This window comes from Lachnoclostridium sp. An169 (assembly GCF_002160525.1).
GTDB lineage: Bacteria > Bacillota > Clostridia > Lachnospirales > Lachnospiraceae > Mediterraneibacter > Mediterraneibacter cottocaccae.
In genome coordinates this window covers 19,572-41,719 of record NZ_NFKT01000033.1, presented here as the reverse complement: position 1 = coordinate 41,719, position 22,148 = coordinate 19,572, and the positions used below count along the sequence as shown (strand labels likewise).

Here is a 22,148-nt window from a genome sequence, read left to right as displayed (position 1 = left end):
TAATACCATTAAAATATATAAAATCAGGAAAGGTACATAAACTGGTGGCACTGGCGGGAGACAGTGATAAAGAGGTCCGCGTGGCAGCCATTAAGGGTCTCGGCAAACTCTCCGAGAATGAGGACGCCCTGAATACGCTGGTCAATATGGAAGAGGACAGCGATGCGGACATCCGTGAAGCTGTAGTTACGGCGCTGGGAGATGCGACCGGAAGCTATGTGGAGACACAGCTTTCCTACTGCCTCGGACATGAAAAAGATCCGAAGGTACTGGAAGCAGCGAGAAATTCGCTGAAGAAGATCAGAGGGGAAGCGTAGAAAGAAGACTGAGAAGCAACTCACAATTGTTAAATCCAAGGTGGAACCGTGTGAAGAGCACCCTTGCGCGTCAGTGTAAGGGTGCTTAATTTGTGCGTCCGGCAGGCGCACGTTCTAACAGGTGAAAGTCGTGTGTTCTGCAAGCTGTTATCAGCTTGCCAGCGAAAGTCTGGTCAAGGTAATCGCCAGTGAGCTGGCAAGAGCACTCTCGTTCGTCTGCTGACCGGGATCTACCGGCCGGGTCAGGGAAGTGTGACTATCGGAGGAGCTGATACAGCGGACACAGATCCCACATCTTTGTATAGGAAAACATCCGGCGTATTTCAGAAATTCCAGAGATGAAGCTGGCGGAAAACGAGTGCGCCATCATCGTGACCCACCGGATGGGTTCAGCCAGACTGGCTGACCGGATCATTGTGATGGATGGAGGCGGGATCGTCGACGAGGGAACCCATGAAGAGCTGCTAGCACGTCCGGGTAAGTATGCTGATAGTATGCAGTTCAGGCACAGTGGTATGAGTGAGGAAAGTAAATGATTATTCAGCTTGTTATTGGTACGACGGGCAGAAATCAACGAAGATTTATGAAAAATTTACATTCAGAAAAATCGAGCTGATTGTAAAGGGACTTTTTCTGTGGTATGATATGAATAACATAAAAATCAGTCTATTATTTGAATTTGAACAAGAGGAAGATCAGTGAGACGATGCTAGAACTGAATTTTGAAAGAAAACATGCAGAAGATTTGCAGAGACTGCGGGGGTTCCGTCTTTTGGATGATGACTTTATGAGCAAAGTCTTTGAAGATAAAGCGTGTTCCCAGTTTTTACTGCAGATTATTTTGGGAAAAAAGGATTTGATTGTCCAAAAAGTACACGTACAGCATGATGTAAAAAATTTGCAGGGGCGTTCCGTCCGTTTAGACATCATAGCGATTGACGAGAGTGGGCGTGTCTATAATATTGAAATCCAAAGAAGTGATAAGGGGGCCAACATTAAGAGGGCAAGGTATAACAGCAGTTTGTTGGATGCAAATGTAACGGAACCGGGGGATGATTATGAAAATCTTGCAGAGACATATGTTATTTTTATTACAGAGAATGATGTACTGAACGCAGGACTGCCTATATATCATATTAATCGGATAGTTAAAGAAACTGGTGTGGTTTTTGAGGATGAAGCGCACATTGTATATGTAAATTCCCAGATAAAAGATGAAACAGAACTTGGTAAACTGATGCACGATTTTTCCTGCACGGATGCGAAAGATATGTACTATAAGATTTTAGCTGATCGAGTACGCTATTTTAAAGAAGATGTGAAAGGAGTGGAAGCTATGTGTAAAGCCATGGAAGATATGAGAAAAGAAGCTGTTGTCGAAGACCGACTTAAAACACTTCGTAATCTGATGAAGAATCTGGGCTTGACGGCAGAGCAGGCATTAGTGGCTATGGGAATTTCTGATTCGGATAAAGGTGTTCTTATCAAAAAACTTTAACAAATTCAGCAGTTGGATCAAAGCTCAAGATTAAGCGATGGTTGGCTTTAGAAATTAAGGTATGAAAGTATTATCTTGATGAATGTAGAAAACTTGATATCAGTCAGACACCCCTGCATGGAAGTGCAGGGGTTCCCGTTTTTACTGAATACAATCTGTGTAATGTCCTTTACAATACCATAGACTTCAAATGCGGGAGAGTGGTATGATATCTGTAAGTAAAATTAAGGAGTTTTTCTATGCATTCAGAAAAAGAAATGTTTGATATAATCATACATACAGCTTGCTAAAATGCGCAGAGATCGTAAAGGCTGAGAAAGGAGGACTGAAAAATGCAGGAAAACACCCCTGTGCCAATGAAGGACAATCAATTTCAATCGAAACACAGGACGGTCCTTACGCGGGAGCAGATCTGTATCCCCGGGATCGAGATGATCGGGCGGCATACGATAAAGTCAGCGCTCCCTCCTCTGGAACTTCACTATCACCCAGATTGTTTTGAACTGACTTTTGTACTGGAGGGAACGATTGCTTTCGGTACGGAGCAGTCAGACGAAGGAACGGGAGAAAAGATTCAGAAAGAATACCACCTTAACGGCGGGGATATTTTCGTAACTTTTCCGGATGAAGTCCACAGTTCCAATATGATGCCGGTCTTAAGAAGCGAGATCATCTGGTTTCAGCTCGATGTGTCGAGACCGGAAGAAATGCTTTTCCTGGAACCGCAGGCTTCGTCGGATCTGCTGAAACGTATGTGCGGACTGAAAGGCCACGTTTTCCGCATGAAAACGTGTATGTATTCCCTGATCAAAGATGCTTTTCAGAGCGTGATCCGCGGACAGTCTCCACAGCTGAGCGCATCGTATCTTGCGCTGATCCTGAACCTGATGACCGAGGAGATCCATCCGCAGGAGAATGCGTTATCCGAGGATATCCGGCAGTCCGCCCAGTACATCCGCCGCAATTTGACGCAGCAGCTTTCGCTGGATGAGCTCGCGGAGCTTTGCGGACTTTCCGTCTCTTCCTACAAGCAGAAATTCAAGAGTCAGATGGGGATTACGCCCAGAAATTATATCAACATGCAGAAGATCGAGCTCGCCAAACAGTTTCTGAAATCCGGGGAATCCGTGACAGAGACTTCGATGAAGCTTGGATTTAACACGAGCAGTTATTTCACTACTGTTTTCAAAAAATATACAAGTCAGAGCCCGGCTGACTATGCGCATAAAAAACAGCCCGCCAGTTTTTCCGAGAGCCTCCGGGACCTGGACGGGCGTGAGAAATAGTTCTCTCACCGCAAATCTGTACGGGCGAGAAGAATAGTTATCAAGCAGGTGAGCCGCCTGCGGACCGGTATTCCTTTGGGGTGCACCCTGACACCTTTCGGAAACACCGGTTGAATGTCCGGAGATTTTCATACCCGATTTCCATTGCCACCCTGGAAATGGGAAGATCTGTTGTGGAGAGCAGGTTTCTGGCATAGTCGATCCGGAGATTATTTATATAGGCAGGAACGCTCATTCCGAGAGAATCGTTCAATACATGGGAGAGGTAGTAGCGGTTTACGCCCAGATACTTTGCCGTCTCTTCCAGACTGACTTCATTTCTGAAATTTTCCATAAAATACGTTACCGCTTTTTCTATCACTGACTCTGTCTGCGGGTGTTCCCGCATTGTAAGAACCAGCTGATCCCGGACCCGTATGAGGATCAGTTCCATCAATGTCTTTATCAGAATCAAATCCTGTGATTCCCCTTTATAAAGTGAAACAATTTCATGAAAATGTCCCGGGATTTCCCGATGCATCTGTTCCGCGGACAAAAAGGGACTCTCCGGACGGCTTCCTTTCACAAGATGATAGAGCGGGGAGGCTGTTTTCAGTGGATAGAAAAAAAGCTCGCAGAAATTCCGGTGCTGTTCGTCCGAATGGTAGGAGTGAACCACATTGGGAAATATTACGGCCATCTCCCCTTTTCTCATGCATTTCCCCGTCTGTCCGATCTGAACTTCGATCTCGCCATCAGCCACATAGATACATTCGATCAGGTTGTGGAGATGTGGCTGGAAGGTCAGTGAGTACGCGTCTGACGCATAAATATCCTGAAATTTATTTTCATAAAAAGGAATCATTATATCTGCCTCCTTCTATTCCTGACCGCAATTTTTGTCTATAAAACGCATTTATACTGTCTTGTATCGTAACACGGGCGGTGATAAAATTCAAGAAAATCAGGAGATTTCATAATTTCAGAGAAAGAAAGAGCAGGAGAGATATATGAAAAGTTTAAGCCGTGAAGAGGTTAAGAAGGTAATTGAAGGAAAGGGTGCGGCAGGGAGAGTACCGCTTTTGTATGATCTGTGGATCTACGACAATATTTTTGACGGAGATCCGGTGAAGCGTGCCGAATGGCTGGAGGAGTTTCCGTGCGATGTGGTTCCGGTAGAGCTTTATCTGCCGGATACTTACAAAGCGCCGGCGGACGATCCTCAGTATATGTGGGCTCCCAGAGAGATGGAGGCACGGCAGAATGTAGGAATTGATGCACAGAGCGTGATTGAGGACTGGGAGGACGTGGAAGAGGTGGAAGCCTTCTATCAGAACTTCCCGTCTCCGGAGTACCACGGTCTTGTGCAGCAGGTAAAGGAGGACGGCAGATACCGTGTGGGACGATGGTGTTTCTGGCTGTTTGAACGGCTCTGGTCCCTGCGGGGCATGGAGCAGGCGCTGACGGATTTTTATCTGTATCCGGATGAGATCCACAGACTGTTCCGCCATCTGACGGATTTCTATAAACGGATCCTTGAGAGGGCAGTAGAAGAGGGACATGTGGACGGCGTGTTTATCACAGATGATATCGGCACACAGACCGGACCATTTTTCTCCCTGGAGATCTTTCGGGAATTCTTCCGTCCCTACTATAAAGAACTGATCGATAAGGCACATGACCTGGGAATCCATCTGTGGATGCACACATGCGGGAACGTAGAACTCTACCTCCCGGATCTCATTGAGATCGGCCTGGACGTCATCCATCCGATCCAGAAATATACCATGGATGAGCGCCGGATCGCGGAAGAATACGGGGATAAGATCTGTATCCTGGCAGGATTCGACGTGCAGAATACGATCCCCTTCGGCACGGTGGAAGATGTGAAGAAGGAAGTGCATTTCCTGAGAAAAACTTTTGAGAGACCGGACGGAAGGTTTATGCTCACTATGGGCAACGGATCTACGCCGGACTGGAAGCATGAGAGTCTGAAAGCCTTATATGAGGCGTCTGTGGACAGCTTGGACTGATTCCCTGAAATAAATAAAACAAAAATCAAATAGCAGGAGGAACCTATGGATTACCAAAAAATTATCAGTGAGATGACACTGGACGAGAAATTGAATTATCTGACTGGAGCGGATATGAATTCCGGGTATGAACTTACCCGCTTTCCGGTCCAGAAGATGCGCTATCATGATGGCCCCTTCGGACTGCGGATGAAGAAAAAGGACAACCAGAAACAGGGGGATGTGGAACTGAAGATCCGATCCGCATTTCCCAATGCGGTAAAAGGCAATGAAGTACCCTCTACTGCATTCCCGAACGGCTGTGCCCTGGGTGCAACCTGGGATAAAAAGGTTTTAAGAGAAGTGGGAAATGCCCTGGGTGAGGAGTTCAGTTACTACGGGATCAACGGCATCCTCGGGCCTGCGGTCAATATCAAGAGACACCCCCTGTGCGGAAGAAATTTCGAGTATATTTCAGAGGACCCCTATCTGGCAGGAAAGCTGGGAGCGGAGTATGTAAAGGGTACACAGGAGAAGAACGTGGGGACATGCCCGAAGCATTTCTGCGCCAACAATCAGGAGAGCGGGCGCGCATATGTGTCCAGCGAGATTGACGAGCGGACCCTGCGCGAGATTTACCTGAAACCCTTTGAGATCATGGTAAAAGAGGCGCACCCCTGGTCTATCATGTGCTCCTACAACCGGCTGAACGGAGTATATGCATCCGAGCATAAACAGTTACTGATCGACATCCTGAGAGAGGAGTGGGGATTTGACGGCATCGTGATCTCTGACTGGGGCGCTGTGAAGAACCGTGCATATTCCCTGCTGGCGTCTATTGAGATGTGCATGCCCTACCAGGCGGAGGCATACGGTCAGTTAAAAGAAGCATATGAGAAGGGCATTATTGACGATGAAATGATTGATAAAGCACTGGAGAGGCTGTTCCTGTATTACGACAGGACAAAAAGTGTCTATGAAGCGTCTGAGTGCGATTTCGCAAAGCACCATGAGACCGCGGTAGAGGCATCAAGGAAATCCATGGTTCTGCTGAAAAATGAAAAGAATCTGCTCCCTCTCGATGCGAAAAAGTTAAAGAAACTGGTGGTAGTCGGAGAGGCTGCTGTTCAGCCATTTATCGGCGGTGACGGAAGTTCCCGCGTGAAGAATCCGACACAGGTGGATGTCCCGCTGGATGAGATCAGAAAGATGATGGGCGATTCCGTGGAAGTGATCTTCCTCGGTGACGAAAAGATCAACATGTTTAAAAACGAGATCGGCGTTATGGAAGGGGAGATTGCGTCCATTGTATCCGATGCCGACGCGGTTGTGTTCTTTCTCACCCAGGATTATTCCTGCCACAGCGAGGCGGTGGACCGCAACAGTATCGAGATCTCCCCGAATCTGGAGTATGCGATGCTGGCCTGCCGGAGAACGAATCCCAACATTATTGCTGTGCTGAATATCGGCGATGCTGTTTCCTGCGGAAAATGGGAACCGTTCACGGACTCCATCCTTGTCTCCTGGCTGGGCGGACAGGGAATGGGCAGGGCAGTGGCAGAGACTCTGTTTGGCAGGAACAACCCTTCCGGAAAACTGCCGGAGACATTTCCGAAATCCCTTTCCGATGTCAAAAGCCTGGAAAACTATCCGGGAGACGGTTACAAAGTGAAATACGAAGAGGGACTGATGGTCGGATACCGTCATTTTGACACCAACCATATCGAGCCGGAATATGAGTTTGGATTCGGACTATCCTACTCAGCGTTCGAGTTTGCAAATCCTGAACTGGATGGTAACACACTTTCCTTTGACATTACAAATATCAGTGACCGCGACGGCGAGGAGACAGCACAGGTCTATATTGAATTTCCGAGAGAGTCCTGGACCAGTCACCCTGCACAGGAGCTGAAAGCATTTGAGAAAGTACAGATTCCTGCACATGAGACAAAACGAGTGGTGATCGAACTGTCTGAGGATGCGTTTACCTATTATAATACTGCTCTGAGAAAATGGACTGTGGAGAACGGTACCTACCGGATCAAAGTCGGGAATTCTTCAAGAAACCTCCCGCTTTCCGTGGCTAAGGAGATGAAGTCCGGAGATCTGCTTACACAGATACACTGGACATTTTAGAAAAAGAATAGAGAGAGCATCTGAAATGAAAGCGTGCGGAACTGCATTGATATCCTGTTGGTGCAGTTCCGCCATTTACAATTTTGTACACGCTACGTAAGTGGATGAGCATGGGAAAAAGCCCTGTTATAATGTAAGAAAGTGAATACTGAGAAGAAAATATTTGAAAAACGGAGGTTATTACAATGAAACCATTTGAACCAGATTACCGAAATGTTGTAAATGTTGCGAGAAACATCGAAGTTCCGCGGGTGCCGCTGTACGAGCACAATGTCTCCTGGGAGAAGATCGGAGAGATCATCGGAAAGGACCTGGATTCTCTCTACAAAGGATCGGATGCGGACCTGGACGAGTTCTTCCACTATTACTGTAACTTTTTCAAAGACAACGGATATGATGTGGTGACATTTGAGTGCTGCATCGGCGCAATCATGCCCGGCTCCGGAGCCCTTGGCGACAGCCGTGTGGATCCGGTGATCAAAGATGCCTCAGATTTCCGCAATTATCCGTGGGAAGAGATTCCGGATATGTACTTTAAGGCATATACCAGATATTTCGACGCCCTGGAAAGACAGATGCCGGAGGGAATGAAGGTCATCGGCGGCGTGGGCAACGGAATCTTCGAGTGTGTCCAGGATCTTGTGGGATACCAGAATCTGTGCTATCTGTCTGTTGACGATGAGGAACTTTACGCAGAACTGTTCAATCAGGTAGGGAGAACAAACCTGGAAATCTGGAGACGTTTCATGGAGAAATACCATGACCTCTACTGCGTGCTCCGCTTTGGCGATGACCTGGGATACCGGAGCACGACGCTGCTCTCACCGGATGATACGAGAAACCACATCATTCCGAAATATAAACCGATCATCGATCTGGTACACTCCTATAACCGCCCGTTCCTGCTTCACTCCTGCGGAAGGATCTTTGATGTGATGGAAGACCTTCTGGCTGTGGGAATCGACGCGAAACATTCCAATGAAGACCAGATCGCACCGTTCCCGGAGTGGGTAAGAAGGTACGGCGACCGGATCGGAAACTTCGGCGGTATAGATGTTGACGTGGTATGCAATTACGGAAAGCAGGAGATGAAAGAGTATATCACCGACATCTTCGAGCAGTGCAAGGGACATGGCGGCTTCGCCTTTGGAACCGGAAATTCCATCCCGGTATATGTTCCGGCGGAAGGGTACATGAATATGATCGAGATCGCCAGAGAACTCCGCGGAGATTATAAATAAATATTATAGATTTTCAGGGGGAATCAACGCAAATTTCAATGTTTTTGACAGTAAAATGCAAATTTGAGAACTGATAATATGGTGAAAAAGCGATTTGGGAATTGAAATCAGAGAAGTATATCACAATAATAGTTACATAAACAGCTAAGGGTAGTTCATGCAGCTGTTTGTTTATTCAGAGCGCTCGGAAAATAATATGAGAGGAAAAAGGGAGATGCGAAAAAAACTAAAAAGAATACTTGCAGCAGCGTCAGGAATGTCACTGATATTTACCATGACGCCCAATGTTTATGCCCAGGAAACAGCTTCCACGGATAAAGACGAAAAAACCGTCGTCCACATGGATGCAGATGCGGTCTATGTCTCTGCCTCTGACGGAGATGACAGCAATCCGGGAACTCTGGAAGAACCTCTTCAGACGATAGCCGCGGCACGGGATCTGGTTCGTACTATGAATGATGATATGGACAGAGATATCGTCGTATATCTGCGGGAAGGCGTGTATCGCCAGACAGAAACTCTGGAATTCACCGCAGAGGATTCCGGAACAAACGGACATACAATCACTTACAAGGCGTATGGAAATGAGTCTGTCTCCATCAGCGGAGGGCAGCAGGTCACCGGATGGACGGTATTTGATGAAGAAAAAGGCATTTACAGCGCTTCATTTGGCTCAGAAGTGGACACAAGACAGCTCTATGTCAACGACACCCGGGCTACCCGTGCGCGCAGTGTCGGCGGGATCAACGACGTTGTTATGGATCCGGGAGCTGCAACGGGTGAACTCGGAATGGCCACATCCAATATTGAGATGGCGGAATGGAAAAATCAGGAGAGCATCGAATTCTCATTTGTCGGTGCCTGGACACTTCCCCGGTGTATTGCAGAAAAGATCGAGATCAATCCGGAAAATCCGGAGCAGGCGATCATTACGATGGCACAGCCCTGTTGGAACAATGCCAGAAATAAAGGGGCAAGTTCGGTGAGCAGCGCACCAAGATGGGTGGAGAACGCTTACGAGCTTCTCGATGAGCCGGGCGAATGGTATCTGGATAAGACCGGCGCGATTGGAGGAGAAGCCTACACCTTCTATTACATGCCCAAAGAAGGCGAAGATATGGATACCGCAGAGGTGATCACACCGGTTGTGGAGGAGATTATCCATATTGAAAGCGATGATATCGATAACCCTGTGAGCAACCTGCAGTTTGAAGGGATTACTTTTGAACATGGCACATACCTTCGCCCGAATACCTATGGAATGGTAGACGCCCAGGACAACAATATCCGTGAAATCAATGCGGGCGGCGACCGTGCGACCGGCGGTAATATCTATCTGAGGGCAACGCAGAATATTGTGTTCAATTCCTGCGAATTCGCGAGAATGGGAAATACAGCGGTATTTATGCATCAGGGAAATAAAGATAACCTGATCGTGGGATGCCATTTCTATGATCTGTCTGCCCAGGCGATCAAGATCGGTGACGTCCTTTACAGCGATCCGCTGAACTTCTATCTGTATACTGATGCAAATGATCCGTCCAAAAATGTTACCATGGATGACTGGGACTGGCGGTGGCTGCAGTCCAATAACGATGTGATCAACAATGTGATCCATGATGTGGGACAGGAATATTATTCTTCCGCTGCGATCAGCGCGGCTGTGATCGAGGAGTCTGATTTCTCCCACAATGAGATCTTTGATATTCCTTATTCGGGCTTCCATATCGGTTACGGATGGACTTCCTGGCCGGAGCTTGTTTCCCCAATGGGAAATAACCGGATCCAGTACAATTACATCCATGACTGCATGCTGGAGCAGAAAGACGGCGGTGCCATTTACACGATCGGAATCCAGGCATGCGCATCTGGAGAGGATGGATGGGCGAGAAAGAGTATTATCAGCAATAACTATATTGCGGATCAGACAAACCTTTACGGCAGCGTTTATCTGGACGAAGGCGCCGACTACTACGATGTTTACGACAATGTGATCCAGAATACGCCGGAATTCCTTCTGACCAAACATGTGCAGAACTATGTTCATGACAATTACAGCAATCAGACCTATATGGCGAACCATGAAAGTCCATTTGAATCGGGAACGGCAAAACTGGAGAACAATACCTTCTTTGAAGGCGACAACCTTCCGGAGGAGGCACAGAAGATCGTAGAGGAAGCCGGAGTACAGGAAGGTTTCGGGCATAATCATTTCTCCTGCTCCATATCAAAAGGAAAGATGTCGCTAGAGTACAACGCGGGAGAGGAATATCCGCTCACGGCAGTTACCAGTGATCTGATGAATGTAACAGCAGACGACATGATCCGGCTTTGCGCAGAAAGCGAAGGTCTTGCGGGGAAAGAATGCAGGGCAGTGATCAATGACACGGAACTTGCCGGGACAGGAAATTCCGAGGGAAAAGTCCTATTCGGTGAACCTATGCCGGTAAGTGATCTCTCCGAGATTCTGGGAAAAACGGGACTGACAGCAAAGATCAGCCTTGTGCTTCCGGAAGGAAAATCAGAGGTGAAAGTTTCCTGGGAAAAAGTATCCGGGGATGCTTCCACGGAACTGATCGCCCAGACAATATCCCTTTACTCACAGCCGGAAGATTTCTCGGAATATGATCAGGTGTTGGACCTTAATCTGGACGAGTATGAAGACGGTGCTGTTACGCCGGTTGAAAATCCGGACGGGATCGCATTTACAGAGGATAGAAATGTAGCGATCTCAGTAGAGGAGACAGAGGAAGACGGAAGATATATCCATTTTGAGAAAACAGGAAATACTTCTGCGTCTTATGCGGCGACGATCCCGGTAACTCCGTCCACAGCGGGCGAGACGATCATCACCTATAAGTTCCGGGAAAATCAGGCAAACGCGAAGACCTACGGGTTCGGCGTCAATACGGCGTCTTCCGGTCTGATGGGCGTTACCTGGATGCATGAGGGCAGCCGCATCGTCCATGAGCTCAGCGACGGTCAGTACAGACAGCTTGGCACATACACAGTCGGCGGGTGGAACGAGATCCTGCTCATCCTGAACATGGATGAAAATACATACGACGCGGTCGTCAATGGCGCACTTACCTTAGAAGGCGCTGCGTTTACACAGACAAGCGACAAGCAGATCACAAACTTAAGCTTTGGCATGTATAAGGGGCACAACGGAACGTTTGACTTCAAAGACCTTAAGGTCTATACAACGAGAACGCCCCAGGCGACGCTTTCAGCGGAAGATATCACGGAGGACGACAGCCTGCAGATCCGGCTTACCACTTCCAATGTGAAAAATATCCCGGAAGGCGCTCACCTGCAGTACAGACTGACACTGCCGGAAGAGATGACGGGAAATGTAGTCTTTGGAGACAGTGATTCCGTACAGATTTCTGAAGGAAAAGCAGTATCCGCAGAATTCGCCCCGCCGAAAGAAGGAGAGACAGATACGACAGTTGTTAAACTGCCGGAAGTTTCTTCGGGAACTTACAGTATCCGGGCGGAAGTATTCTATACCGCAGACGGAGCAGAGCATGTCCTGGGTAGCCAGACGGTTACCATAACGCTCATTACCGGACTGGAAACAGTCTTTGAACTGGATCTTACAGACTACGAGACCGGAAAGAAGATCTCCGAACAGGAGAATCCGCTGGGGATCAAGATTACTGGCGAGACAGGACAGGATATGATCACAGTGGAAGAAGTCGACGGCGAAAAGGCGGTAAAAGTAGTAAAAACTGCTGCCACCAAAGACTTCTCACCGACAATGGAAATATCCCTGGAAGGTATCAGCGGATTTATCGAAGTGTCCGCGGATATCAAAGGACCGGAAACATCCGCTATTGCCTATACATTAAACTTAACAGATGAAAATGATTCTCTGGCTCAGATCTTCCATCGAAGCGGAAAAATCTGGCACTGGAATCACTCCGGTGCTGAAGTATATGACGGAACATATGATACAAACGCATGGCACAACGCGAAGATGGTGATCAACCCGGATACGAGAACATACGACATCTATATTGACGGGGAGCTCCGCACGGAAGGTCTGGAATGGCGTCCGGGAAATAACGGCGTCCTCAAGAATCTTACCTCAGGATTCTACAGAGGATCCGCGGGAACCTACTACATGAAGAACCTTACGGTGAAGGCGTCAGAAGTACCGGAGTCCTGGGGACAGAGCGAAGATCAGGGGGCGGATACGGTAGATGCGGTATCTGAGATCCAGACAACAGCAGGTGAAAACGGCACGACAGTCTACAATGCACCGGCTGTACAGAATGAAGCGCCTGTTGCTGCTGTGAAAACAGCCGTTGTCGCGGCAACGGAAGATGCGGATACATCAGATGATGTGTCAGATGGAGATGCCGGAGATGAGAATGCAGGTGTGTTAGCCGGTTTTGATTCCGCGCGTGCAGCATTTATCAAAGGTCTGAGAGAAGATGGCGCAGGCGAATATTATATCAGTCTGTTCCGCCGTATTTCCGATGACAGCAGATGGGATGCAGCTCAGTATGGATCGCTCGCAGAACAGACGGATATTATGATCTCATTGGTGAAAGAAGCGAATGAGGAAGCCCTGACTGATCCGGATGCTTTTGATCCGGATAAATATACAGAAGAGCAGCTCACACAGCTGCAGGAGGCTTTTGATAAGTCTCTGGATATCCTGAACCTGTATATGGCAGACAGCCAGCTGATCAACAATGACTTTCTGAACGAGAATACGGAAGGATATGAAGCAGCGGTTGTAGAAAGCAGGATATTTGACCGGAATACGCACGAGCTTCTGATGACAGTCCGCACGGACGGCGGTGTGAAGAACTGGAACCTGATCGCCTCTGTAGAAAATATGGGCGATATAAAAGAAAAAGGTGACGAATTTGCCCTGCCCTCAGAGATCGAAGTGACAATGGCTGACGGATCAAAGCAGACTGTACACGTCGCATGGAACGGTGAGGCAAGTACAGACGAAGCCGGAACATTTACATTTGACGGCTGTGTCGATGAATATCCGGAGCTCGTCCATTTCACCCTCATTGTAAATGATAATGGCGGTGGAGATATCGGAGACCCTGGCGATGGTGAGGATCCCGGCGACGGAGGAGACCCCGGCGATGGAGAAGATCCTGGCGATGGAGAAGACCCTGGAGATGGTGAGGATCCTGGAGACGGAGAAAATCCTGGCGATGGTGAGGACCCCGGAGATGGTGAGGATCCTGGAGACGGAGAAGATCCTGGCGATGGTGAGGACCCCGGAGACGGAGGGAATCCCGGTGATGATGGCAATACCGGCGACAGCGGTAATACCGATGATGACAGCAATACCGGAGACACCGGAAACACCGGCAACACTGGAAATACCGGTAACGACACCGGAAACGCTGATGACAGTACTGACGGATCCGCAGGACCGGATACCGGCGACCATTCAAATATCTTCATGCTGTTTGCCCTGGCTGCAGCATCCGGATGTATCGCTGTGATCACTGCGATCAGAAAGATCAAAAAATAGAATAAAGATGTAGTAAATATATCCCTGTAGGAATAGTCTTTTCTGCAGGGATATTTACTTGACGGAAGTCTTGAATATTAATATAAAGTGTGATAACATTATTTCGCAATAAGCGAACTAATGGGAAGGCAGTGCCTGCGTAATGATTATTCTGAACCTTGCATTGGATGGAGTTTATGGATTTGAAAATTTTAATATCAACTTCAGCTATCCGAAAAAAATTGTCAACTCCATTATTGAAAATGAGCATCTGAAAGGACGAGAAAGATTCCGCTATAAGAAAGCAGTTATTCTTATGGGAGCGAATGCGACAGGAAAAACCAGTCTGGGAAAGGCTCTGCTCCGCATTTTTAACTATATGACTAGCGGGAATCCTGCGCCGCTCTTTGAAATGGTCTCCGGCAAAAAAGGAACTTTCTGCATCGATTTTGTCAACGGAGATTATCGTTTGCAAAGGTTGTCTGCAGAAATTTATCCTAATGAAAATGACGTTGTTATTCACTACTTTACAGCAGCGATCGATATAATGGACTCGTATGAAAAGTGCGTGGCAAAGTTGAAAGATTCTACTAAAGAGGCAACACGCACGGTGACTTCTCTGAAAAAAGTAATTGGTGAAGTGCGGTATCGTTTTGCCTATCCGGAAATAGAGAAATCTCTGAAATTAAGTGGAACAAATAGAAAGATTCTGCTTAAGACACTTCGCGCGGTCATCGGGACTCTCGATCCAACGCTCCAGAATATCAGTCTTGCAAAAGACTTGAAAGACACATTTATTATTCGACGGGGTGGCACAGAAATTATTATTCAGGAAGGAAAGCTTCTGAACCGTGATGTGCTTTCCAGTGGAACGGTAGAGGGTATTGATATAGCCATATTTTTAGCTGCTATGATTGCCAGAGCGGGCAGCTTTTATTATTGCGATGAACATTTTTCTTATATCCAGAGCGATATTGAGAAAAGAATTTTTGGTATTATGTTGGATCACATTGGAGAAAATGAGCAGATGATCTTCACAACGCATAATACAGATATGCTTGATCTAAACCTGCCAAAACACAGTTATATTTTTCTCAGAAGAGAGAGGGAAAGCAAGGGATATGAAGTATCTGCAATTCCAGCGTCGGAGGTATTGAAGAGAAATACAGATTCTCTCCGAAACGCAGTCGAGAATGATGTATTTGGTTCTTTGCCCCAGGATACTTTGCTGAATGAATTGTTATCGGATTCCTGCTGAAATATGATTTCTGCAAGGGATCCGATAAACTATTCATATTCCTCAAACTCCCCGCTTATATACATTTTCTCAAGATTATGCCCTTCTCTGAGTTCTCTTGCCGTTGCATTGCAAAGTGGCGTCAGACTCCCGGACGTAGAAAGGATCAGAAGACAATCCGGTCTCATCAGCCTATTTGTCATTAAATTTGTATTATGAGAGGTCATGACGATCTGTGACCGGGGAAATCTCTTTTTGAAAAATCGAATTACATTTTCTGCCATTTCATAATGATAAAATGCATCAAATTCGTCTAAATATATAAGAGATGCGTCCCAGACAGAAGGCATCAGTCTGCGGTACAGATCAAACAAAGCCAGGGTTCCACTGGAAGCATTTTCAAAAAACGGGACTAATTTATCATTGGAGAAATAAAGTTCTTTTTGTCCGTCAGGCAATTCTTTCAGAACAAGACTGCAATTCAGCCCCATTACATTCAGAAAATCTTCCAAATCCTTTAGCTTCGCATTATCCTCTAATGTTTCAAAAAAGCCGTCATATATTTTTCTGGATTGAGAGCGCATCACATTTCCGGCGGAGATCACTACCATACGCCTCACATAATTTGATAATCTGATCAGCATTGAATCGTTCTTCAAAGCCACATTACTGATAAGCCATCTAAGAAACGGCAGTTTAGACTCAGCGATATCCTTCGTGTCCTGTCCTTCCTCCAATGACTGCAAATAGCGCTCGGTGTTTGCTGTTTCTGCATTGATATATTTCAAATTATCAAAATTATATGTTTTACTGCAAAAGTCACAATTAAAAATAGGCGTGCCATCAATAAATAATTCTTCCCATTGCAATTCGGATTCTGAATATCTTGCATAGTTGTAGAGGAGCGTCTGGTCCGAAAAGCTGAACTCATATGAAAAAACAGCCGATCTTTCATGTGAATCAGCATTAAGAAATATTCCATCCTGCACATACCGGGAAGAGTTAAACATTGTATTGTAAATATCGAGGAGTGCCTTTCCTAAATTTGTTTTGCCTGTCGCATTGCGTCCGTAGATCAGTATTTTGCTGATCAGACCATCCGTGAGACAGTCCAAACTGAATTGATACCCTGCTGTATTACTAAAATCCAGGCAGACTTCATTTTTAAAATTTTTGTAGTTTTTTATCTTAAACTTCTTTAACATGCCAGTGTCACCCTTTCGTACAATTTTTACAGATATAAGATGCGTTACCATTAGTATAGACAATCTTACTCATCTCCGCAACCATTTACCGTAAAAAAATTCCGGCGCCCCCAATCTTCAAATCTGACACTAATCTTCAAATTTGAGACTTCCCCGCGGACAAAACAGGCAGCTTTACAATAGCATTTGCACTGCGACCGGGAGATAATGAAAATGGCCCAAAATGGGGCTGAGAAAGGAGAAAAAGGAAAATGAAACAGCAGGTATTTAACCCATATCTGCCATCCTGGGAGTACATCCCGGACGGAGAGCCGTATGTGTTTGGTGACCGCCTCTACATCTACGGTTCCCATGACAAATTTGACGGGGATCAGTTCTGCATGAATGATTATGTGTGCTGGTCCGCACCGACGGATGACCTGTCCCAGTGGAGATATGAAGGCGTGATCTACCGGAAAGATCAGGACCCCAGGTATCTCGAAAAGGAGGCGTTTATGTTTGCGCCGGACGTCCAGAAAGGACCTGACGGGAGATACTACATCTACTACATCCAGGGAGGCGAGGGCATCATGGCTGTGGCGGTGTGCGACGAGCCTGCCGGACAGTATGAATTCTACGGCTATGTCCGGAGTCAGGACGGACACATCATCGGAGCACAGGAAGGAGATATCGACCAGTTTGATCCGGGAGTGTTCATCGACGATGATGGAAGGGTTTTTCTCTATACAGGTTTTGGCCCGAAAGAGGACAAAAGAGGCGCCAATTTCCACTGGCGTCCTTTTGAGGGCGGATATGTGATCGAACTGGAAGCGGATATGCTGACTGCGAAAGGTGAACCGGTCCTGATCGTTCCCAAATATGGAAAAGCAGAAGAAACGAGTTTTGAAGGACATGAGTTCTTTGAAGCCAGCTCCATGCGCAAGATCGGCAACACCTATTACTTTATCTATTCTTCGATCAACAGCCATGAGCTGAACTATGCGACAAGCCAGTACCCGGACCGGGATTTTGTGTACGGAGGTACAATCGTGAGCAACGGAGATATCGGTCTCCACGGAAGAAGAGAAGAAGACCGGGTCAGCTATACCGGGAATACCCACGGCAGTATCGTGGAGGTGAACGGTCAGTGGTATGTCTTCTACCACAGACAGACGAACCGCCACTGCTACTCCAGGCAGGGATGCGCGGAGCCGATCCGGATCATGCCGGACGGAAGCATCCCCCAGGTGGAGATCACAAGCTGCGGGCTGAACGGGAAACCGCTGACGGGAAAAGGTACATACGGCGCATATATCGCCTGCAGCCTGACCGGGAAGAACGGCGCGGGACACTACAGCAATAAGAAGGAAGATTACGCGGGGCATCCGTACTTTACCCAGGATGGACCGGACTATACGCCTGTCCCGGGGACGGAAGGATCCGAAGACGCATGGAAAGGCGCTTCGGGAACGCCGGTGCCGTACATCGCGGAGATCACGGACGGCACTCTTATCGGATATAAATACTTTGACCTGCGCGGCACCACGCAGATCGAGGTGGAAGTGCGCGTGACTCCGACTGACGAAAAGACGGAAAACTCCAAAGGACTGGAAGCAGCCGATAAGACAGCAACCGGTAAGTTCCTCATAAAAAGGGAACCCAACGGGGCCGTTCTCGCTGAGATCCCAATCCGGGCAGGAGAGGAGTATCAGACATTTTCCGCGGGATTCCCAGGCGGATCAGAAAAAGATGCGTTGTATTTCCGATATATCGGAAAAGGCGCTATAGATATGAAATCATTTACTTTAAATTAAAAAAGTTCGCGACAAAAAAGCAGGTGAGAGAAATCATGATAAATGAGAATAAAGCGATAAATGAGAATAAAGAAGAAATTATCTCAAAAGAAGAAATTATCTCGGAGGAAGCTTTATCGACAGAACCGCTGACAAAAGAGGATATTATCCGTACCATCGAGGGCAAGGGCCGTGCAAAACGGGTTCCGCTGCTCTATGACATCTGGATCCGCAGCAATGCCTTCCACAATTCCGAGGAAGAGCTGCAGAGCTGGCTGGACCGGTATCCCAGAGATGTGGACGAGATCTTCCTGCCTGTGCCGGGAATGACCTGGGGAGAGCAGGAGACGCCTCAGTACGACTGGTGTATCCCCGGTTCTTCCAATGAAGGAAAAAAAGGCCTGGACGCGCAGATCATCATCCACGACTGGGAGGATGAAGAGGAGACAGAAGCCTTTTACCGCACATTCCCGGATCCGGATTTCCCGGAGTACAGGAAGCTCGAGCGGGACGGCAGATACCTGATCGGGCGCTGGTGGGGGCTCTATTTCGAGCGTCTCTGGGCGATCCGCGGCATGGAGAACGCGCTGACAGACCTCTATCTCTATCCGGATGAGATCCATGCGCTTTTTGAGCGCCTGACCGGCTTCTTTATCCGCCTTATGGAGCGGGCGAAAGAAGAGTGGGACGTGGACGGTTTCTTTGTCTCCGACGATATCGGCACACAGACAGGCCCGTTCTTCTCCCTGGAGATCTTCCGTGAGTTCTTTCTTCCCTATTATAAGAGGCTGATCGACAGGGCGCATGAGCTGGGCACACACTTCTGGCTCCACAGCTGCGGCTGTATCGAGCCGTTCCTCCCGGATCTGATCGAAGCCGGACTGGACGTGATCCATCCGATCCAGAAGAATACCATGGATCAGGAGGAGATCGCGCGGAAGTATGGGGATAAGATCTGCATCCTTGCCGGAGTGGAAGTGCAGCATGTGATGGCTTTCGGGACGCCGGATGAGGTAAAAGAGGAGGTACGGTTCCTGATGGACACCTACGACCGGCCGGAAGGAAGGTTCATGATCACCATGGGGAACGGATCCACACCGGACTGGAAGATGGAAAATATGACTGCTTTGTATGAAGAATCCGCAGAATTTGAAGTTGCCAGGACTTCTCAGAGAACAAAATGAGAGAAAAAATGAAAATTAAGAGTAGATTTGGAAAAAACAGAGATGTCTGGCAATAGATTTTTTGCGGAAGGGCGGCTATCATTAGAACTGCAAAAAGCAATCGCACCCGAACAGCTGCAAAAGGACAGCATGTGAAACAACAGAGACAGACAGCCGCAGGGGCGAAAGCGAAAAAAGAGAAAAGGAGAAAAAGAGATGAAAAAAAGAACGAAGAGGCTCGTTGCCGGAGCACTGACCGCTGTTTCCATTATGGGACTGCTCGGTGGATGTGGAACAGGAGGAAATTCATCAGAAGGCGGATCCGGTTCAGGGTCAAGCGATGAAGACATCGTATTAAAATGGTATATCCGTTTTGACGATCAGGAGGACACGCAGAAAGTTGAGGACGCGCTGAACGAGATCGTAAAAGAAAAGATCGGATGTACAGTTGACCTGATGAACATCCCCCGTGCTACATATAATGATAAGATGTCCGTTATCATCGGCGGTCGTGAAGAGTGCGATATCATCTTCACAGGATCCGGATACGCAGACTTCTGGGGCAACGCGACAAAGGGAGCTTTCCTGCCGCTGAATGATCTTCTCGAGGAGTATGGAAAAGAGACATACGATGCGATCCCGGAAGATATCTGGAAAGGAGTTATGATCGACGGCGAGATCTACGGTGTGATCAACTACCAGATCGAGGCTAAGACGAACGGCTTTACTATTCCAGAGGCGATCATCGAGGAGTTCAACATTGATGTAGATTCCCTGACATCCCTGGAAGACATTGAGCCGTACCTGGCAGAGATCCATGAGAAATATCCGGATATGGTTGCTATCACTGTTAACCATATGGATACAATGCCGATGATCGGATATGACGAGATTGGAACAATGAACAGCCCGGGAGCAGTGATGATTGGCGATGACTCTCTTACAGTAGTAAACCAGTATGAGACTCAGGAGTGGAGAGATTATGTAGACCTGATGAGAAAATGGTATGAAGCAGGATACATCCAGACAGACATTGCAACAGCTACGAATGCAAGCGAGCTGCAGATGGCAGGAAAGATCGCAGTAGGATTCGGTAACGTAAAGCCGGGCGGAGAAGAGCAGGAGAGCATTGCTTGGGGCAGACCGGTCGTTCAGAAGCAGATCACAGAAGGCCGTGTCCTTCCGAGCATGGTATCCGCTACGATGAACTGTATCTCTTCCACAAGCCAGCATCCGGAGAAAGCTATGGAGCTGCTGAACCTTGTGAACACAGATCCGGAAGTTTACAACCTGCTCTGCTACGGTATCGAAGGCGAGCACTACAACAAGACCGGTGACAACCGTATCGAACTCGTAGAGAACAGCGGTTACCAGCCGAACGTTGACTGGGCATTCGGAAATCAGTTCAACGCTTACCTGAAAGGCGACCAGCCGGACGATGTATGGGAGCAGACCATCGCTCTGAACGAGTCCTCTGAGGTCAGCCCGCTGCTTGGATTCGCATTCGACCAGGAGCCGGTACAGAACCAGATCGCACAGTGCCAGAGTATTGTTGATCAGTATCAAAAATCAATTGTAACAGGAAGTGTTGACCCGGATCAGTACATTCCGGAGTTCCTTGACAAGCTGGAGCAGGCTGGTGCAGACGACATCATCGCTGAGAAGCAGAAACAGCTCGATGAGTGGAAAGCGTCCAACGAGTAATCAGTAACAACAAAAATCATGCAGATGAAATAAGGATGGGAGTGTTATGCCGGGAGATGTATCTGAGTGTGACACTCCCATCCAATCAGAAGACAGCATATATCCGTACCTTGTCGTGCCGGCAGCCGGACGGGATGTCTTTCTGGAGAATGAGTTAATTATGAGGAGAAAGCTATGAAGTATGTAAAGCCAAACAAAAAGTCACATCGCGCAAGGGTGGACCGGAAAAAGACCCGTACCCTGACTCTTCTGACCCTGCCCGCACTGATCCTTCTGCTCCTTTTCAATTATCTGCCGATCTTCGGACTTGCATATGCGTTCAAAGACTATCGGTATGACAAAGGATTCTGGGGGAGCGACTGGGTAGGATTTGAGAATTTTGAATTCTTCTTTCAGTCAAGCGACGCGTTTACCGTCACAAGAAACACGATCCTTTACAATGTGATATTTATCGCCAGCACACTGATCGGAGCGGTGATATTTGCCGTGATCCTCAATGAGATCACCAGCAGGAAAGCAGTAAAGTTCTATCAGAACGTGATGTTCTTCCCATATTTCCTCTCCTACGCGGTGGTAGCGTTTATCGTATACGCCTTCCTGAATGTGGACTACGGTGTGCTGAACAGCCTTCTTGGAGAGAAGGTCAACTGGTATGCGGAACAGCAGTACTGGCCCTTTATCATACCACTGGTCAACTTCTGGAAGAATGTGGGATATAACACGATCGTCATCTATGCGTCACTGATCGGTATCGACAGCAGCTACTACGAGGCAGCCGCGGTGGACGGCGCGACCCGTTTCCAGGTCATCCGCCACGTCATGCTCCCGCTGCTCCGCCCGATGGTCATCATGTTGGGTCTGATCATGGTAGGAAAGATCTTCTACGGAGACTTCGGTCTGTTCTACATGGTACCGCAGAACGCAGGAATCCTGTATCCGGTGACAGACGTTATCGATACTTACGTATACCGCTGCCTGCGCGCGCTCGGCGACGTCGGTATGAGTACGGCGGTCGGTCTGTACCAGAGTGTTGTCGGATTCATTCTGGTCGTGATCGCGAACAAGATCACCAAGAAGTACAGCGAAGAAAGCGCACTGTTCTAA

16 protein-coding genes are annotated in these 22,148 nt (G+C 47.7%); 14 read left to right on the top strand and 2 right to left on the bottom strand.

Annotated features, from left to right (window positions below; all coding sequences use genetic code 11):
- The first annotated feature begins 44 nt into the window (after positions 1–44).
- The 5 genes from B5F07_RS22675 to B5F07_RS18145 all read left to right on the top strand — a co-directional run bounded on the left by B5F07_RS22675 (position 45) and on the right by B5F07_RS18145 (position 3,101).
- Complete coding sequence (locus B5F07_RS22675; RefSeq protein ID WP_162613170.1) at positions 45–317, top strand: HEAT repeat domain-containing protein; 273 nt, start codon at positions 45–47, stop codon at positions 315–317.
- 252 nt (positions 318–569) lie between these two features.
- On the top strand, positions 570–659 hold the full coding sequence (locus B5F07_RS23745) for a hypothetical protein (RefSeq protein WP_242972580.1): 90 nt from the start codon (positions 570–572) through the stop codon (positions 657–659).
- Positions 656–853 (top strand): hypothetical protein, encoded by a 198-nt coding sequence (locus B5F07_RS18155; RefSeq protein ID WP_087162626.1) that lies wholly within the window; start codon positions 656–658, stop codon positions 851–853. The genes B5F07_RS23745 and B5F07_RS18155 overlap by 4 nt, the downstream gene beginning before the upstream one ends.
- A gap of 170 nt (positions 854–1,023) precedes the next feature.
- Positions 1,024–1,815, top strand: coding sequence for a PD-(D/E)XK nuclease family transposase (locus tag B5F07_RS18150; protein WP_087162625.1), 792 nt, complete (start codon positions 1,024–1,026; stop codon positions 1,813–1,815).
- Positions 1,816–2,147: 332 nt separating this feature from the next.
- The gene (locus B5F07_RS18145) at positions 2,148–3,101 is read left to right on the top strand and encodes an AraC family transcriptional regulator (protein ID WP_087162624.1); all 954 of its coding nucleotides are present in this window, start codon (positions 2,148–2,150) and stop codon (positions 3,099–3,101) included.
- Positions 3,102–3,141: 40 nt separating this feature from the next.
- On the opposite strand, the gene B5F07_RS18140 is transcribed toward B5F07_RS18145, so the two are convergent.
- Complete coding sequence (locus B5F07_RS18140) at positions 3,142–3,945, bottom strand: AraC family transcriptional regulator (protein ID WP_087162623.1); 804 nt, start codon at positions 3,943–3,945, stop codon at positions 3,142–3,144.
- Between the two features lie 145 nt (positions 3,946–4,090).
- On the opposite strand from B5F07_RS18140, the gene B5F07_RS18135 reads away from it, so the two are divergent.
- From B5F07_RS18135 to B5F07_RS18115, 5 genes are all read left to right on the top strand, one after another.
- A complete protein-coding gene (locus B5F07_RS18135) occupies positions 4,091–5,113 on the top strand; it encodes a uroporphyrinogen decarboxylase family protein (RefSeq protein ID WP_087162622.1) in 1,023 nt (340 codons plus the stop codon).
- Positions 5,114–5,158: 45 nt separating this feature from the next.
- Entirely contained in the window at positions 5,159–7,228 is a 2,070-nt protein-coding gene (locus B5F07_RS18130) for a glycoside hydrolase family 3 C-terminal domain-containing protein (RefSeq protein WP_087162621.1), read from the top strand.
- Between the two features lie 185 nt (positions 7,229–7,413).
- Positions 7,414–8,469, top strand: coding sequence for a uroporphyrinogen decarboxylase family protein (locus B5F07_RS18125; RefSeq protein WP_087162620.1), 1,056 nt, complete (start codon positions 7,414–7,416; stop codon positions 8,467–8,469).
- 214 nt (positions 8,470–8,683) lie between these two features.
- Entirely contained in the window at positions 8,684–13,984 is a 5,301-nt protein-coding gene (locus B5F07_RS18120) for an Ig-like domain-containing protein (RefSeq protein ID WP_162613169.1), read from the top strand.
- A gap of 142 nt (positions 13,985–14,126) precedes the next feature.
- A complete protein-coding gene (locus B5F07_RS18115; protein WP_087162618.1) occupies positions 14,127–15,221 on the top strand; it encodes an AAA family ATPase in 1,095 nt (364 codons plus the stop codon).
- Positions 15,222–15,250: 29 nt separating this feature from the next.
- Here the strand turns inward: B5F07_RS18115 and B5F07_RS18110 are convergent, their stop codons facing one another.
- Complete coding sequence (locus tag B5F07_RS18110; RefSeq protein ID WP_087162617.1) at positions 15,251–16,405, bottom strand: AAA family ATPase; 1,155 nt, start codon at positions 16,403–16,405, stop codon at positions 15,251–15,253.
- 251 nt (positions 16,406–16,656) lie between these two features.
- On the opposite strand from B5F07_RS18110, the gene B5F07_RS18105 reads away from it, so the two are divergent.
- From B5F07_RS18105 to B5F07_RS18090, 4 genes are all read left to right on the top strand, one after another.
- A complete protein-coding gene (locus tag B5F07_RS18105) occupies positions 16,657–18,198 on the top strand; it encodes a family 43 glycosylhydrolase (protein WP_087162616.1) in 1,542 nt (513 codons plus the stop codon).
- Between the two features lie 35 nt (positions 18,199–18,233).
- On the top strand, positions 18,234–19,361 hold the full coding sequence (locus B5F07_RS18100) for a uroporphyrinogen decarboxylase family protein (protein WP_087162615.1): 1,128 nt from the start codon (positions 18,234–18,236) through the stop codon (positions 19,359–19,361).
- 195 nt (positions 19,362–19,556) lie between these two features.
- A complete protein-coding gene (locus B5F07_RS18095) occupies positions 19,557–21,044 on the top strand; it encodes an ABC transporter substrate-binding protein (protein ID WP_087162614.1) in 1,488 nt (495 codons plus the stop codon).
- Between the two features lie 174 nt (positions 21,045–21,218).
- Positions 21,219–22,148 (top strand): ABC transporter permease, encoded by a 930-nt coding sequence (locus B5F07_RS18090; protein WP_087162613.1) that lies wholly within the window; start codon positions 21,219–21,221, stop codon positions 22,146–22,148.